Annotated in this window: 14 protein-coding genes; 11 read left to right on the top strand and 3 right to left on the bottom strand. The window is 61.4% G+C overall.

Going from position 1 to position 14,915, the window contains the following annotated elements:
- Nucleotides 1-184: 184 nt before the first annotated feature.
- The gene (locus ABG82_RS00470; protein ID WP_043078230.1) at nucleotides 185-757 is read left to right on the top strand and encodes a TetR/AcrR family transcriptional regulator; all 573 of its coding nucleotides are present in this window, start codon (nucleotides 185-187) and stop codon (nucleotides 755-757) included.
- A gap of 655 nt (nucleotides 758-1,412) precedes the next feature.
- On the opposite strand, the gene ABG82_RS00465 is transcribed toward ABG82_RS00470, so the two are convergent.
- From ABG82_RS00465 to ABG82_RS00455, 3 genes are all read right to left on the bottom strand, one after another.
- Complete coding sequence (locus tag ABG82_RS00465) at nucleotides 1,413-4,769, bottom strand: hypothetical protein (RefSeq protein ID WP_407661847.1); 3,357 nt, start codon at nucleotides 4,767-4,769, stop codon at nucleotides 1,413-1,415.
- A gap of 417 nt (nucleotides 4,770-5,186) precedes the next feature.
- On the bottom strand, nucleotides 5,187-6,323 hold the full coding sequence (locus ABG82_RS00460; RefSeq protein ID WP_043078131.1) for a tyrosine-type recombinase/integrase: 1,137 nt from the start codon (nucleotides 6,321-6,323) through the stop codon (nucleotides 5,187-5,189).
- Nucleotides 6,324-6,343: 20 nt separating this feature from the next.
- Nucleotides 6,344-6,637 carry a helix-turn-helix domain-containing protein gene (locus ABG82_RS00455; protein WP_043078132.1) on the bottom strand — a complete coding sequence of 98 codons (294 nt, stop codon included), beginning with the start codon at nucleotides 6,635-6,637 and terminating at the stop codon, nucleotides 6,344-6,346.
- A 215-nt stretch (nucleotides 6,638-6,852) separates the two neighbouring features.
- On the opposite strand from ABG82_RS00455, the gene ABG82_RS00450 reads away from it, so the two are divergent.
- From ABG82_RS00450 to ABG82_RS28100, 10 genes are all read left to right on the top strand, one after another.
- The gene (locus ABG82_RS00450; RefSeq protein ID WP_052511021.1) at nucleotides 6,853-7,545 is read left to right on the top strand and encodes a hypothetical protein; all 693 of its coding nucleotides are present in this window, start codon (nucleotides 6,853-6,855) and stop codon (nucleotides 7,543-7,545) included.
- A 94-nt stretch (nucleotides 7,546-7,639) separates the two neighbouring features.
- Entirely contained in the window at nucleotides 7,640-7,957 is a 318-nt protein-coding gene (locus tag ABG82_RS00445) for a hypothetical protein (RefSeq protein WP_234708030.1), read from the top strand.
- A gap of 198 nt (nucleotides 7,958-8,155) precedes the next feature.
- The gene (locus tag ABG82_RS00435; protein ID WP_043078134.1) at nucleotides 8,156-8,710 is read left to right on the top strand and encodes a recombinase family protein; all 555 of its coding nucleotides are present in this window, start codon (nucleotides 8,156-8,158) and stop codon (nucleotides 8,708-8,710) included.
- A 185-nt stretch (nucleotides 8,711-8,895) separates the two neighbouring features.
- A complete protein-coding gene (locus ABG82_RS00430) occupies nucleotides 8,896-9,264 on the top strand; it encodes a hypothetical protein (RefSeq protein WP_043078135.1) in 369 nt (122 codons plus the stop codon).
- An 11-nt stretch (nucleotides 9,265-9,275) separates the two neighbouring features.
- Nucleotides 9,276-10,280 carry a DNA adenine methylase gene (locus tag ABG82_RS00425; RefSeq protein ID WP_234708031.1) on the top strand — a complete coding sequence of 335 codons (1,005 nt, stop codon included), beginning with the start codon at nucleotides 9,276-9,278 and terminating at the stop codon, nucleotides 10,278-10,280.
- Nucleotides 10,281-10,348: 68 nt separating this feature from the next.
- Nucleotides 10,349-10,627 carry a type VII secretion target gene (locus ABG82_RS27410; protein WP_054492169.1) on the top strand — a complete coding sequence of 93 codons (279 nt, stop codon included), beginning with the start codon at nucleotides 10,349-10,351 and terminating at the stop codon, nucleotides 10,625-10,627.
- Nucleotides 10,628-11,812, top strand: a complete 1,185-nt coding sequence (locus tag ABG82_RS00420; RefSeq protein ID WP_052511022.1) for an amidase domain-containing protein — start codon at nucleotides 10,628-10,630, stop codon at nucleotides 11,810-11,812.
- 2 nt (nucleotides 11,813-11,814) lie between these two features.
- Nucleotides 11,815-12,531 (top strand): cation diffusion facilitator family transporter, encoded by a 717-nt coding sequence (locus ABG82_RS00415; RefSeq protein ID WP_054416661.1) that lies wholly within the window; start codon nucleotides 11,815-11,817, stop codon nucleotides 12,529-12,531.
- A 5-nt stretch (nucleotides 12,532-12,536) separates the two neighbouring features.
- Nucleotides 12,537-13,256 (top strand): MT-A70 family methyltransferase, encoded by a 720-nt coding sequence (locus ABG82_RS00410; protein WP_052511023.1) that lies wholly within the window; start codon nucleotides 12,537-12,539, stop codon nucleotides 13,254-13,256.
- A gap of 1,393 nt (nucleotides 13,257-14,649) precedes the next feature.
- On the top strand, nucleotides 14,650-14,850 hold the full coding sequence (locus ABG82_RS28100; protein ID WP_043078138.1) for a hypothetical protein: 201 nt from the start codon (nucleotides 14,650-14,652) through the stop codon (nucleotides 14,848-14,850).
- Nucleotides 14,851-14,915: the final 65 nt, after the last annotated feature.

The raw sequence follows: 14,915 nt of genomic DNA, 5'->3' as shown, positions 1-14,915 counted from the left end.
TGGAACACCACGACACCCGCCGGTGCGGACGGCTCCCAGCCAGATCTGGCATCTCTGCCGGATCTCCTTGCCGTACGGGTAGCGAATTTAGCCGATCGGCTTATTTACTTCAAGCCGATCGGCTTATTTGAATGTGCGATGTGGCCCACATCGGTATGCTCAGCGGCAACGACGGGAGATGGGCGTGGCGAAAGCGGTGGCTCAGCGCGGCTTCGCGCGCGAGCGCGTTCTCGAAGCGGCTCTTGCGCTATTCAGGGAGAACGGAGTGAACGGCACGTCGCTGCAGATGATCGCGGATCGTCTGGGCGTCAATAAGTCCGCCGTCTACTACCAGTTCCATTCCAAGGACGACATCGTGCTGGAGATCGTCCGGCCCGTATTCGACGACACCAACCGAGTCGTCAGGATCGCCAATGCACTCTCGACACCGGCGGCGAAACGCGAGGCCGCCGTCAGCGGACTGGTCGAGATGTCTGTACGGCATCGCACCATCACATCCCTTTTCTTCGACCCGGTAGCCGAACGTGCAGCACGCGCGCACGAGGAATTCATGAACACCTACGACGACCTCACGGCCCTGCTACAAGGCCCCAACCCAGGTCCGGCGGACCGCGTCGCCATGTCGGTGCTCATGAACGGGCTGCTAGCCGGCGCAGCGGATCCCGACATTGCCGACGTCCCCGATGCGGCCCTGCACGACATCCTGCTGGACTGCGCACGGCGGCTGCTCGATGTAGCGGCCGCGCCCGTGATCTGAGTTGCGTGGGCGATTATCGTTTCTAAACCCTGGGGTTGCCGCAGCGATCACCGAAGTCACTGCAGCCAAATAGTTTTACCGGTTCAGAATGTCCACGAACCAGAGGGCTGTAAGACAAAACCATGGTTATCAACCCGGTTGATGCAAGCGGTCAACCGATCCGCGCCAACCACACACGTAATATTCGCTGACGAAATCTTTTGCCCCACATCAACAAGCCTCTGCGGGCCTGGAGTACCTCCGCCACCCCGCACGAAGCCCGCTCCGTTGCTCATTACTTTATCGGTTGTACCGTGGACCACCGGTGCATCAGCAGGCATTCCAGGGATAGGGCCGATACACCACGCATATGTATGGATAGTTGGGTTGTCGGGGCCGAGGTTTGACAGTCCGCATTCGAGGCCATCGGGAGTAGAGAACTTCACTGCCACAGATGTTTTACCCGCCGAGGCGGCGTATTGGTTGGCTTCAACGGGGGCGAAGGCGTCTAGGTCCGGAAATCCGGTTGGTGCTGCGTTGGCGGTTCCTGTTACCAGTCCCAACACAGCGGAGCTGACTGCTACTGCGGCTGCGATGGTTCGCGACACCTGTTTGATCCGTGGTGTTGTCATATCTGGTCGTTGTCCTAACGGATAGTCAATGAGCTGGTAAGGGTCTATGGTGCAGGCGACGGGTGGGCGACGGTAAAGGTCGTTAGGTAGGTCATGGGGTTATAGGGGAATAGCTCGCCGGGGGCTGGTTTCCAGTCAGGGTAGGCGGCTTTCATAGCGGCGGCGATGGTTTCCGGGGTAGATCCTGGCGCGTTTTGAGCGGCCAAGAATTCGCCCACAGCGGGCCAAGTACTCACCCGCATAGTGATGGTCTCGACAGTTTTATCGGGGCTCAGTACCTGACTCACTATGCTCGGCCCATACACCGTGCGCAGGTCCGGGCCCCCTGAACCCCGCAAGTCCAGCGCGCTCACCAAAGTGACAGCGCTAGCGTTTTGCAGTCCATTGGTGGTTCCGGCGGTCACCCCGGAAATACCGTCACCAGAGGTGCCAACGAACAGGTTGCCACCACCAAGTAGCGGCACGACCTGACTTTCCCGGTTACCAGGCAGGCCGGTAACCGCACCTCCGGGGGTGAGGTTGTTGATCCAGCTGTTCGGGGTTTTGGGGTCGTAAGGTGCGGTCCACATCTGCCGGACGGTGTCTTCGCTGCTGCTGTTGCCGATAAGCGTGACCCTCTGCTGCCCGCCCTCGTTCGTGATGACGCCGCTGGCTTGATAGATCTGCGGAAGATCTCCCAGCTTCTTTGGGCTGGCGGGGTTGGTCACGTCATACACGGACCCATTGGTGACGAATTCCGCTACACCGGTGCCCGTGCCGTCAGGGGTGCTGACAAACTGGTACTTGGTGCCGTTCGGCCCGGTCATGGTGCCAGTTGGGATCGCACGGTGTGACGGATCCGTTTTGGGCAGCGTGTTGGTGATGGCCTGGGTGTGCGGGTCTGTGGCCTGTGCAGTTGGGTACTTACTGGGGTCTCCGCCGTACTGGTAGCCAGGTCCGGCATTCGGGAACGCTGTGACGAGGTCATAACGCGTCTGCTCCAGTGTGGGGGTGCCCGCCGGCCCGTTGATGGTCGGGTCCGGCGGCGGAGGCGGGGGATCCGCAGGCGCGGGAGCATCTCCGCCGGGAACGTCTTGGGGCACAGGACCGCTCATCAGTTCAACGGGTTGTGCTTCGCCGGCGGCGTTGGTGACGCTGTCGGCCGAGCCCGACATGGCCTCGGCTGTACCGCTGGTATCCGGGATGCCAGAGGCACCCAAGCTGGATGCGGTGTTGACGACCCCGGAGGCTTGGGAGACGCCGCTGGCCACCTGACCCGTCAAGTCAGAAACCTGCCCAGCTGTTTTGGTCAGTTGCTGAACCTGCTCGGCTTGCGGTTGCAGTTGCGGGTTCGCGTCGGCGGCCAGCTGTGCGCCTTGACCGGCCTCATTGAGCCAGGTCGAGGCGATCGAGGTGCCCGAGTTCACCGCGTCCGCGGTATCGCTGATCCCTCCAGAAATGCCCTGCACCAACGCAACCGCGTCCATCGGATTGACCGCCCCGGACTGCGCGCTGGAGGCGATCGACGCGCCGGCCTGTGCCGCTGACCCGAAATTCTGAGCCGCCGATCCCGCGGACTGACCCAAATTCACACCGTCAGAGACAGTGTTGGTGATATCGCCGGGCAACGACTGACCAAGCTGCGCACCATCTTGAGTCAGCGCCTGCGTATCGGGACCCTGCGCCCGCTGCTGACCTTGCTCGGGCTGGTCTTGTTCACCTTGCTTACGGCGCCGCGTGGAGGCCGCACCCAACAACAGCGCGGTCAGATCATTGTCACCGGACTGCTTATCGCGATCCTGCTGGTCGTCCTTCTTCTTGTCCTTGCTCGGCGCCTTGGGCAACTTCTGATTGCCATTCTGCTTCTGCTGCCCCTGCTGCTGTTGCAGCTGCTTGGTCATGTCGTCGATGCGCTGACGATCCTGCGTCGACTGCTGCTGCTGATCCTGCAGCTGCTTGGTCAGGTCATCGATCTTCTGTTGATCGGACTGTTGCGGTGGCTGCTGGCCTTGGTCTTGATTGGCTGGCGGCTGTTGAGGCGTCTGCTGCTGCGGCGCGCCTTGATTGGCTTGCCCGCCTTGTGATCCCGTGTTCGTACCCGGGTTGGCTTGCCCACCATTGTAATCCGGGTTCGGGGCACCCGGGCCTTGTGTGTAGGGGGTTGCGGATTGGTAATCCGGGATTTGGCTGCCGTGTTGGGGTGTCTGCGAGCCCTGCAGCGACTGCTGTGCGCTTTGACCACTGGTGCTTTGGCTCACCGAGGGCGCTTGGGTGTTGTAGATCGAGATTCCCGAGTTTTGATCTAGCGGGGCTTGGTTGGAGCCGTAGTTACCGCCCTGGTAGTCCGGCATCTGATTCGGCATCTGCGGTGGCTGAAACTGCGAAGCGTCGGGCCCATAGGAGTTGGACCCGTTAGAGCCACCCCCACAATCAGGCGGGCACTGCGCATGCGCCTGCGGCACCGTCGCCGGACTAAACCAGCCCAAACCCAAACCCCCAGCCGAAAACATCAGCAGGGCAACGACACCGGCGACGGCAGCGGTCTTTTCAGACGCCGCAGTGGCCCAGGCGTACAGCCCTTCCAGGCCTTTCCACCAGCCCAGGTTCGCCCCGACACCCCATACCAACAGTGCCGCGATCGACCCGGCCGCGGCCACCGTGTTGGTACCGATGATGGTGGGAGCCAGCGCAGGGGTCAGCCACACCGCCAGCGCCACCAGCGCGAGTCCACCGGCGGCCAAGACCGCCACCAGCATCGGATGGGACGCAACATCTGATCCATCGTCAGTCGGGTTGCGATGTGCGGCAGTGTTTTCGGTTCTGATGAGCCCGGCATCTGCAAGAACCTCCCCGGTCAAACCGGCCAGATACCTACCGCCCGTGAACAGTGCCGCCCCCGCCAGCACCGCAACCAGCATTTGTCCGACGCCCAATGTCAATGACCACCCCGGCTCGCCGGAAATCGACTGCCACCATTGGGTGTATCCGCCACGCAGCGCCCACCACAAGCCCACCGCGCCGACGATGACCCCGAGCGCCGCGACCGTTGATTGCACTGCTTCGGAGAACCGCTGTTGAGTCGCGGCAAACAGCGCATCGATGATCGGTCTGATGCCCCAGCCGGCCAGTTTGACTCCGCCACCGAGCGCGGTCAACCAGGCCAGCAATACCGTGACCCACACGATCCAATCCCCGGCGCTATCCCCACCGCGATACAGGTGATGCAGACCAGCCACCCCCGCCATCACCAGGATGAGACCAATAGCGAATGCTGCCAGATGCCGTCCTGCGCCCTGCCCGAAGAAAGACGCGGTTTCGCGATCATCAGCAGGAAACGTCTCATGTGCCGCCTGCGAAGCACCCGAACGACGGCCATAATCGGCTTTTCTCAGGTGTTCTGTCGGTACTTCATACCCGGCCACGTTCATCTCCATAACATGAAAGCAAAGAATACGAAGATAACGGTACAGACCGTTGCCGACAGTCGTCTACCCATAGAGCAAACTTTTATGATCTTCGCGTTCCAGTCTTTGGTGGCGTCGGTACCTCGGCTGCCGGACCTGTTCCACCAATCGGGCGCTCACCCCGCTGGCGAACCATGGGCCCGCGGTACTGACAACCCTCGAGACGGCGGCACACAGCGGAGACCCGCCGCCCGCCCCTGAGAATGAGAAAGGGTCAGGAACCCTGTCCGAGTTCCTGACCCTTTATCGTTGGGCTTCCCAGCCCACATGCTTGTGGGCGAAGGGGGACTTGAACCCCTTTTCAGGTACAGGTCAGGAGCTCGAAAATGGTATTTGAGCATTTCATATGCCCCACGTCATCGGGTGGGTTCGGCTTCAATCGGGCACGTTTGTGCCCAAAATGTGCCCACGGGCAGGGGTGGATTTATCCGCCAGTTCGTACTTCGTGTGAAGCTGTTCGGCGAGCGCGTCCAGGTCGGAGTCGAACAAGTCGGAATAGGTCTTCAAAGTGACCGATGCGTCCTTGTGTCCGAGCATCCGCGCAAGTACGAGGACATTGCCTCCTGCTGAGACCGTGAGGCTTGCGCAGGTATGCCGCAAAGAGTGCGGGGTGGTTGTGGAGTCGATGCCGGAGCGAGCGACCGCTCGCGCGAACCAGCCGCGCGGAGCCTTGTTCACCCCACGGAACGTGCCCTCACGGTTCGGGAACACGAGGTCGTTGGCCCCCCTGCCCCTGCATTGCTCGGACAGCTTGGTCAGCACGAACTCGGGGACGGGAACGCTGCGGTTCTCTTTGCCTTTGGTCTCTCCGACTTTGCATTTGGTGCCGACCCACACGGCGTTCCGATGGACCGAGATACGCCGTCGCAGGAACTCGATGTCCCTGACCCGCAGCGCGATGAGTTCTCCCCAACGGAGTCCGCAAAACGCAAGCACATAGACGATGGTCTGGTTGTCAGGCGTCAGGCAGGCATTCGCCAGGGCGTCCACGTCGTCTGCGGTGAGGTAGACGTGCTTCTTGCCACGCTTCTTCGGGAGGTTGTCGATGTGTCTCGACGGGTTCGACGCCAAGCGGCGTGCCTTCACAGCGTCATCCAGTATCCCAGCCAGAATGTTGTGTGCACGGATGACGACGGTCGCGGACTTGCCACGTGAAAGCTCGGCCACCCAGGTCTCGACTTGCAGAGGGTCGATGTCGCTGAGTTTGGTGGCACCCCAGCGAGGCTTGACGTGGACGCGCCACGCGATTTCCAGCGTGTGCGCCCATGAAGGGGACACGAATGCTGTCTTCTTCTCCAACCAGTCGGGGCCAAGTTCACCAACCGTGATCAGTCCCAACGAGGGGGCGACGTATGCGCCCGTCATCTTGTCCACCTCGACCGTCGCGGCGAACGCCTCGGCGGCACGTTTCGTCCCAAATCCACGCTTCTTGGTCTGCTTGCCGTTGGGGGCTCGGTAGCGCACCATGTACCGCTTGCCGCCCGCGACGGTGTAGCTCTCGATGGTTGCCATGTGCTGAGACTATCCGGGGGTTACGCGGAGTCGCGGGTCTGCACAGTGCCCTGGTCAAGCCAGGCGTCCAGATCCTCGTGGGTGTAGCGGATGAGCCGCCCGACCTTGCGGAAAGTCGGCCCTTCTCGCAGGTAGCGCAAGTCTGCGAGCTTCTGCGGTGTCACCTTGAGGTAGGTAGCCGCTTCCTCAGGGGTCAGCCATTGGCGAGGAGCTTGGGCGAGGGCGGGACGAAGCTCATCGGCCACTTGGGCGGCTATGGCCCGTACCAGGGCAGCATCGACCACCGCGAGGTGCGCGGTCGTGTTCCTGGCCATTCATCTAGCGCATCACACATTTCGATTTTCACCCCTCCAGATGACGCGTTCTGGAGAAATTGGTCGAAAGAATTTTCCTGAATCCTGTTGTGTCCGAGTCGAACAGGGGGAGTGTTCGACTCATAGTGGCATCTGGGGTCAGTGCACGTGATGGCTTCGATGAAGCCGCTGCGGCACTCTTCTGAAATCCCAAGAAGAGTCTTACCCTGTTCGTTGTGAGGGTTGGTCATTGCGTTCAGCTGGCGTTAGAGACGTTGGAGGTCGCTAGGCGGCACGAAGGTGAACGCCGCAAGGTCTACGGAGAGGCGGCCATGCTTCACGCCTGCAACGCCGTTGATGGGACGGCAAGTAAGCGATTCGGCAGCAAGGAACCCAACGCTAAGCGGTTCACCAACATCATCCGTGAAGAGTTACTCGTCTTCGAGCACATCGGGATGCCTGCTATCGACCTGTACAGGACTCGCTTCCCCTACAAGATAAAAAAGCAAAGCTCTGATGGTCGGTCCGATATCGCGGATGTCCTCTATCACGTGCATCGCTGTGCACATGGTCATGGTGACGACGTTGAGGAAGGTTTCGAGCTACAGCTTTGCGGCGGTGTGGCGGGTAATCATTCGATGAGGTTCACCCCCGACGCGGTGAGATTGCCAGAGTCCGCGATCCTCGGGCTCGCTGCCATCGCCGTCCTTGCGCCGGAGAACGCTGACCAACGCGCTTGGGATGCCTCTATCCCGTGGGTCGGCGGCACACTCTCGGTTAACGACTGGTGGGGGCGAAAGACCGACTTCCTTGCCCTCGCGGAACAGGGCGGATACAACCAGTACAAGCTGGATATGACGCCGCCCGAGAACGTAAACGCACCCCTGAGTGAGATTGTAAGCAGTACTTTGGGGCGGACTTTGGACTAATGAATCAGCCTGGACGACCTCGCTAGTCCGCAATACGTGGGGACGTGCGCCCTTCTCGATTGCCCTCCTCGCCCATCCGTCCTAGCGTCGAGTCATGTCCGAAACCCCCACGCTCCGAGCGCATCTGATGGCTCTCGCCGAACTGTTCGATGAACCGCAACACGCCCGTGGCCCCGACGCCCAACGCTGCTCGGCTGACGAGAACCCGGAGGCGTGGGCGGCGCTGACGACGGGCTGGTCACGGGTTCTCGGGGCTGCCCGCACCCTCCAAGAGCGCCACGCCGCCGACAGTCGTGACGACGTGCTGGTCATGTGTTCCGACTCGGCACGGGAGTCGGCGGTATCCGAACTCCGTTGGTGCTGGGCGCGATTGGTGAACAAGTACGTCGAGGCGGTGGAGTCGGATGACTGAGACCGAGCCGCCCTTGACCCACGAGGAACGGCTGCTCATCGTCGGTCTGTATGTCGCTCTCAGCCAGTCCCAGAACCGAACACCTTTGGGACGACTCGGCTCCGAGAGGTCGTGTTACGCCGACCATGACATTCACGGTCTCAAAAGCCTGTCCCACAAGAGGATTCCCGAATCTCAGATGATTGAGGGTTTAGAGACATGTTGATTGGCTATGCGCGGGTCTCGACCGTCGAGCAGTCCACCGACCTCCAGCTCGACGCCCTCAACGGCGCTGGCGTCGAGCGAGTGTTCGTGGACGAGGGAGTGTCGGGCTCGGTCTCCTCCCGACCCGAACTCGACAAGTGCCTGGAAGTGTTGCGCGAGGGTGACACCCTGGTCGTCTGGAGGCTCGACCGCCTGGCTCGCTCCCTGCGGAACCTGCTGGAACTCGTGGAATCCCTGAGTGCCAAGGGGATTCACCTGCGCAGCCTCACCGAATCCATCGACACGTCCTCGGCATCGGGGAGGCTGGTTCTGTCCGTGTTCGGGGCGCTGGCTGAGTTCGAGAGGGCGCTTATCATCGAGCGGACGCAGGCTGGACTCCAGGCCGCGCGGTCGCGGGGAGCCAGGATTGGGCGTCCAGCGGCGATGACCGATGGACAGGTCGAGCAGGCTCGGACATTGGTTGGGGCGGGTCATCGGGTGCCCGAGGTGGCTCGGAGCCTGGGTGTCGGGAGGAGCACGCTGTACCGAGTGCTCGGGGAGTCGGGCTGACCCGTGGCCGCGCAGATCAGGGTGTTCCGCGCGAGGGCGGCTCCGAGCCGAAGGCTTGGGGTCGTCCGAGCCAGTGCGGGGGTGCTGGGAGGGTGCGGGGACGGGGAAACCCGTCACACGGGTGTTCGGAAACCCGTCACACGGTGGGGGAGTTTCCGGACGTTTTCGACCGGAAACGGTGACCCATGGATGACCTGATTGGTCGGATTGACGGACTGCTCGATGATGGGGACGACGAGTCTCTGGATGATTGGCAGTACCCGTGGTCAGACGCCATGCGGTGGGCTCCATCCGACACCGAGTTGCCCGAAGGTGTCTGGGACGATCAGCCCGACGCTGAGCTGGACTCGGGGTGGGACTATCACCCCGACACGCAAGTCCACGTGATCGCCGTTGAGCAGATAGACGAGTGGATAGCGTGTCTGGACACTCTGCCGCCCGCCGAGCGGGGCGACATCGACTGGTATGTCGTGTGCCACGTGCACAAGACCGCAGGGGAGCGTTCGGTGGATTGTGGCTGCGGAAATCCCAGAAGAGACGGGGATTCCCGGTAGCATCACGTCTCGTGACCCGTTCTCCCGTGCCTTATTTCGGTGGAAAAGCCTGGCTAGCCCCACGGCTGGCTTCGGTGTTGCCCGCACATAAACACTACATCGAGGTCTGCGGGGGCTCCCTGGCTGTCCTGCTGGCGAAGCGGCCCTCGCGCCAAGAGACCGTCAACGATTTGGATAACCACCTGATGACTTTCTGGAGGGTGTTGCGGGACCGTCCCGACGACTTGGAACGGATGTGTTCCCTGACCCCGCACAGTCGGGCTGAAAGGGCACTGGCGCAAGAGATTTCGAGTGAGCTGGACGAGCTGGAGATTGCGCGGCGGGTGTTCGTGGCGTTGACGCAAGGGAGGTCCGGGAGCCTCACGCGCACGGGCTGGCGGCACGACTTGCGACCCGTGTCCACCCCGATGCCCGTTGTTCTCCAGCGGTACGCGGGACGAATTGGTGCTGCCGCCAAGCGGATTCAGCGTGTGAGCCTGGAGTGTCGCCCCGCCGTCGAGCTGGTTTCGGCGTACGGTGGTGACCGTGGAAACCTGCTGTATGTGGACCCTCCGTACATCGTGGATAAGGGGGTTCGGCGCGGCGGGGAGTATCGGGTGGAGATGAGGTCGGAGAAGGCGCATCGGGAGTTGGCCGAGGCGTGCGTCGGGGCTGATGCGTCGGTCGTGGTGAGCGGATATGCCAGTGCGCTGTGGGACGGGATGCTGGATGGCTGGTACCGCTACGAGATTCCGATGTTGACGGCGCAAGGCAGCGGTGACGGCCGGCGGACGGAAATTGTGTGGTCGAATAGGGTGCTGGAGGGTCTGGGAGAGGGTGCCCATTTCGTCACAGAAGCGGAATCTGGTGACGAAATGGTGAGGTGTCTGGGGTGTGCAGCGGTGCTCCGTCAGCCGCGCCGTGGGAGGCGGAAAGTGTGGTGTTCGGCGGCATGTAGAACAGCGGCCTGGAGAGTGCGGCGCGATTCAGATGTGGAGGGGGAAGGGTTGGCCGAGGAAGGCGAGGCGGTGGGCTGAGCAGGCATTGTCCAGTCCCTACCGCGCGCCACGGTGTTATTCTCGCGTTAACTGGGAGGACTGTCGAAATGGCTGAGTCGTTGAATGTGGATCCTGGTGGACTGCGCCGAGCAGCGGGACGAAGCGATGACCTTGCAAGTGAGCTGAACAGCTCAAATATTGCTGGTTCTGCTGGTGGTTCGCAGCCCACCGCTGGCGCTGTGCAGTCCGTGCATGCCCTGATTTCGGGTGTTCGGGCTGATCAAGCGGCGTTCCTGTCAGGTCGGTCGGGGACTCTGCGCGCTGGCGCGAACGGGTACGAGAACACCGATGTTGGCAGCGCCAAGTCGTTCGGGGAGACGATGTAAGTGGCTGCCATCGCACCGTCGAAGATGCCGACGAAATCCCAGATATTCCAGTGGACCACCACGCATCTGCACGAGGCCGCGACGGCGTGGGAGAAGTTCGCTGACCAGTCCGAACAGGCGTTTGAGCAGCACGTCAACAACGTACGAGCGCCTAGCGGCACCGACTGGACGGGTGCGGGGGCTACTGCCGCTTACGACGATGCGCGTGAAGCCCAGGACATGGTGCGAACCCAGTGCTCCATCAAGAGGGAACTTGCGCGGATCGCGCGCCGTGGTGCTGAGGACATTGACGGGGCCAAGCGTGCGACCGTCAATGCTATCCAGGAAGTCGAGGGTAAGGGATACACGGTCAGCGAAGACCTGACGGTCACCGACGCCCGAAGCGGTGGCAGCGACTCCGAGCGCGCCGCCCGCAAGGCCGAGGCCCAGCAGCTCACCGAGTTTCTGCGCTGGCACGCACAGGGTTTGGCGTCCACCGATGAGAAGGTGGCAGGTGAGCTGACCGCCGAGGCGCGGGGCTTAGAAGGGCGCACGCTCGCTGGTGCCCAGGCGATGGACTACAAAACGGACAAGGGCAGTGGCGATGATTTGATTCTTCCGCCTGACTTGTCGGAGGCGCGTCGCAGAGCAATCGAATACGCTGACAAGTGGGCAGACGGAAATAACCCTGACTACAAGGTATATCCAGAAGACTGCACAAACTTCGTATCCCAGGCACTGCGCGCAGGTGGATTCAAGGACGAGGGCGACGGTTGGGACGACTGGCACCACGGCGACCGCGATGACTGGTATTACAACAAAGACACCTTCAACAGATGGAACCACGAATCACAAACCTGGAATAACGCCGCCGCATCTCATGATTACCTAACTCAGCATTCAGGGCGGGGACAGATTACGGGTGTGATGGGAACTCCTACCGCTAGCGGGCTTGATCCTCTAGCCCCGTCCAAGGCGGGACTGGTGCCGGGAGACCTTGTTTATTACAAGGACAATGCTGGGAAGATTGACCACGTTGCCGTCTATGCCGGACAGGTACGGGCAGCCGATGGCACCTTGATGGACGTAGTGGACCAGCACTCGGGGACGAATAACTTCCACAAGAGCTGGGCTCCGATAGACCCCTCGTTCATTGGCGGACCCGCCCAAGCGGAATTCGTGCATTTGAATTACCCGAACGGATGACTGTGTACAAAAACAGGTTTGGTGCTGGCGCTCTCACCGTATTCGTAGGTGCGGCGATACTGGCTATATCGGGTGTTGTTATCTTCTATACCCATCCAGACGAGGGGAACTCGTCGTCGGCAACCGTCTGGACTGCAATCCTCCTTGCGGGTGTGACAGCCCTCGTCGCCGGGGTGGTCCTGAGAAATTCGGCTCGCGGTTCGGGGGCATCGGCGAAATCCCGCTTCGGGCTTGCCTTGCTGAGTGTCGGAGCGGTTATCGCAGTGCTCATGGTTGCGTTCATGGGGCTCTTGTTGTTTTTCCCCGATGAAGACACGACCGCGCCAGAGCTGTCACACTTCACACCCGAGAAGCAACGGCAGAAAGCGCAGTCTGTCATCGATGGTTTGAATACGCGCGACTCCGCGAAGGCGGGGGTTCTGCGTGATTATCACGAGCATTATGTGAAGCCTGAAGAGCACGCCGCCGACCTGGCGCAAGAGCAGTCCATACAATCGGTGATTCCACCCATCGGCTGCCGCTACGTCTTGACGGACGTTCGGGATCAGGGGACACAAGGAACGAAAATCGTTCCGGGGCTCGTGCGCCCGATGCCGGTGTATCGGCTCGACGCAATGGTGAATCAGGAATGTCCCTCGCAGGACACGACGCCTCGAACCATTGGGATACTCCTGGTCCAGGCTTATGGACATTGGACGCCGATGGCTTTCACGTACTGAATCCGATGAACCTCCCCACCACCCCAGACGGCTTCAAATGCGTGCTGGCCGACCCGCCCTGGCGGTTCGGGAATCGGCGCTCGGGCATGTCGCCAGAGAGCGGGCTCAGACCGCGTTACGCCACCATGGCGCTCGACGACATCTGCGATATGCCCGTGCAATCCATCCTCGCGCAGGACGCGCATCTCTATCTGTGGGTGCCTAGCGCGATGTTGCCCGATGGGCTAAAAGTCATGCAGCGCTGGGGTTTTCGGTACACCACGAGTATCACATGGCTCAAGACTCGGCTCGACGGGGAACCTGACGGGTCGGGTGTGGGTTGGTATTTCCGAAATGCCGCTGAGTTGTTGTTGTTCGGTGTTCGGGGAAGCCTGCGGACGCTCCCGGCGGGCCGCTCGATGCCGAATGTGATCGCGGCACGGAGGCGCGAGCACTCACGCAAGCCTGTGGAGCAGTACTGGTTGATTGAACAGTCCTCGCCTGGTCCTCGGGTCGAGTTGTTCGCCCGCGAGGAGCGTCCAGGGTGGGTGTCATGGGGTGACGAGAGTGAGGGTGTTTCCGGTCGTTTTCGTCCGGAAACGCACCCTGTTCGGTGCCCCGTATGCCAGGGGGATTTGGCTCAACCGAGCACGGGAAGACGGCGGACGTGGTGCTCGGATTCGTGCAGGAAGCGGTATCGGCGAGCGGCGCTGGCGGGTGCTCAAAACCCGTTACATCACGGGTGAAAAGGGGGCGGATGTAACGGGTTTTGGGCGTACGTGTGGACGGTGCGGGCGGCACCGAGAGTCCGGGGCATCCCCGGACACCCGTCCCGTCCGAGAGCCCACTGACCAGCCCTTTCGTCGTCCGGGGTCTCGGCCGGGCGCCCGGACGGTGCTTTAGGGTTACCGACCCCCGGTAACCTGGCCGACCAGCACTTTTACCGTCACGGGGACTCGACAACCCCTGCTCAGCGGGCTCTTCGTGGACGGGGCACGCCCCGATGTCCGGTGGTCGTGACCACCCGGACACCGGAAACCGTGGGGAAATGGGGGCTGAACTGGGGTTTTAGGGCTCGGGTGTCCGGGGAGGGTCCGGGGATGTCCGGTGGGTTGGGGTGATGTTGTTGCCGCCGTAGCACTTCGGGTGAAGCGGGCACAGGGGGAGTGCTCGGTCGCTAGCGTTTCGTGGAGGCGGGGGACGTGACAGGAGTTCCCTGGATTGTTCGGTTGTTCGGGAGTGAGGGGATTGGGATGTCGGACGATGACAAGTGGAAGACGACTGCGGTGGTGCCGTTGGCACCCGGCATCACGACAAGATTTGGTAACAACGACTTTCCAGTCGTCTGCCTGATGCTGCAAGAGAAAGACACGAAAACGCGTGTCATGCCCGGTGCGCTGGACGGCAGTGGAGGGAAGCTAATCGACGCGACAGGAGGTCTCGCATGGTCGCCATCGGCGTGGAACCCAAGGGAGTCGGAACCAATAGCTACGACTGAGGATTAGGGACTCGATACCCCAGCTCAGCATGTGTTTTTACAGCTCAGTGCCCTGCTGATGGGCGTGTTGCATCGAGCACAACGGCAGAAACGGCACTTTTCGGCCACTAACTCTATAGAGGTAAAAATGCGTGTTTCTGGTAGCTGTCACGTCCCCAAGACCCTGACATCGCGCGTCTGGAGGGGGAGATAGTGTGTGTTTTTTCTGTATAGGGGTTAATGGCCGAAAAGTGCCGTTTCTGCCGTTGTGCTTAGCGCAACACGCGGAAAGTATTGTTGAGCTGGTCTTTTCGGTGCCCGAGGCTATCGGTTGAGTCGGCGGAGATGCTGTTTTGACCTGGCAGAAATGTCTGCGCGCCTGGCAGGAGTGGCCATACACCCTCCCGAATGTGACTAGCATCACATGATTGCTGGCAGCACACGATGGCCATTGAAGGAGGCCTAGAACGGGGCGAATGTTCCGTAAGACGCTCTGCCCAGGTCGTTCCTGGGATTCCAATCTCTTTCGCGACGTTCCGTAAGATTTCCGCTCCTGTTCGTGCGGATTTAGCAATCACAAATCGTGTCACGGGACGTGCAAATCTACTGCTAGTACGCCATTTTCGGTTGCATATGGGCAATTCAGAGCTAATCTCGATGATATGAGTGATGACATTGACTTGCTGCTCGGCGTAGGTGCTGCCGCAGCCCGCGTTGGACGCACCCGCAGAGCCGTGCACGCGGCTATCGCGGCAGGGCGGCTGCCCGCGCTATCGGTCCAAGTAGGTGGTGGGCGACGCGTTTGGCTCCTGCGCCAAGAGGACGTGGACCGCACCTGGAAGCAGAAGCGGAAAGCCGCCTAGACCCCTGAAAACGAATCAGGGTCAGCATCCCCGCCTGGAAACGAGCGCTGACCCTGACACCGAAC

Source organism: Mycobacteroides immunogenum, assembly GCF_001605725.1.
In the GTDB taxonomy this organism is placed as follows: Bacteria; Actinomycetota; Actinomycetes; order Mycobacteriales; family Mycobacteriaceae; genus Mycobacterium; species Mycobacterium immunogenum.
The sequence above is the reverse complement of the archived record's forward strand: the minus strand, read 5'-3'. Positions and strand labels throughout refer to the sequence as shown.